This window comes from Streptomyces otsuchiensis, from assembly GCF_004305975.1.
Classification (GTDB): Bacteria; Actinomycetota; Actinomycetes; order Streptomycetales; family Streptomycetaceae; genus Streptomyces; species Streptomyces otsuchiensis.
Genome location: NZ_BHZI01000555.1, coordinates 1 through 968, shown reverse-complemented (window position 1 = coordinate 968; position 968 = coordinate 1). Strand labels below are relative to the sequence as shown.

At 76.3% G+C, this 968-nt stretch carries 1 protein-coding gene; it reads left to right on the top strand.

Features of this window, described 5'->3' with window-relative positions; genetic code table 11:
• Positions 1-83: 83 nt before the first annotated feature.
• A complete protein-coding gene (locus E0D90_RS25810; RefSeq protein WP_130800321.1) occupies positions 84-890 on the top strand; it encodes a protein phosphatase 2C domain-containing protein in 807 nt (268 codons plus the stop codon).
• The last annotated feature ends 78 nt before the right edge of the window (positions 891-968 follow it).

Sequence of the window (968 nt, the reverse complement as noted above, 5' to 3'; positions counted from 1 at the left end):
GAGCTGTGTGGACGCCATCCGTTGCCTCACCCGGTCGTGCCGGCGCCCGCCCACTCCGCCGGCACGACCGGGTGAGGCAACGGATGGCGTCCACACAGCTCGTCTGCGCGAGTGAGCCCGGCGACCCGGCACGTCCGAACGAGGACTTCGTCGCGGCCGCCGTACCGGCCGGCGGCGAGGGCGGGGCGCTGGTGGTGCTGGACGGCGTCACGCCCCCCGACGGACCGGATGGCTGCCGGCACGGCGTGCCGTGGTTCGTCTCGCGGCTCGGCGGCGCACTGCTGGAGCGAGCGACGGCCGGACGCGGGCAGCCTCTCTCGGAGTGCCTGGTACAGGCCATTGACGGCACCGCTCGCGCCCATCGTCATACGTGTGACCTTTCTCACCCGCGCACCCCGCAGGCGACCGTGGTCGTCTGCCGCTGGGGCCGACGCGACGTCGACCACCTGGTGCTCTCGGACTCGGCGTTGCTGCTGGCCGGCCCCGACGGCTCCGTCTCGGCGGTGCTCGACACCGCGCTGGACACGGCCCGTGCCGCCGTCCGGAACGCGCCCCCGGGCAGCCGGGCGGCCGGGCTGGAGCAGCTGAGGAACGCGCCGGGCGGGTTCCACACCGCGGCCGCCGATCCCGCCGCGGCCGGGCACGCGGTGACCGGTCGCCACTCCCGCGCGGAGGTGGCGGGACTGGCCGCCCTCACCGACGGCGTCGGCCGCTGGCACGAGGTCTTCGGCCTCGGCGGCTGGCCCGAGCTGTACGCGCTGCTCGCCGGCGCCGGGCCGGCCGCCGCGATCGAGGCGGTCCGTGCGGCCGAGCGGCGCGATCCGGAGGGCAGCGCCTTCCCGCGCGGCAAGCGCCACGACGACGCCACCGCGGCGCACCTCCTTCTCTGAACCCGGCCGTCCACGCCGCCTACACGCCCATCATCGAGGACCTGGACGGTGTCACGCGCACCGTCAGCCGTGCCCGGC

Excerpts from the sequence above, each read along its gene's own strand:
- E0D90_RS25810 (WP_130800321.1), top strand. The coding sequence starts at position 84 with ATGGCGTCCACACAGCTCGTCTGCGCGAGTGAGCCCGGCGACCCGGCA.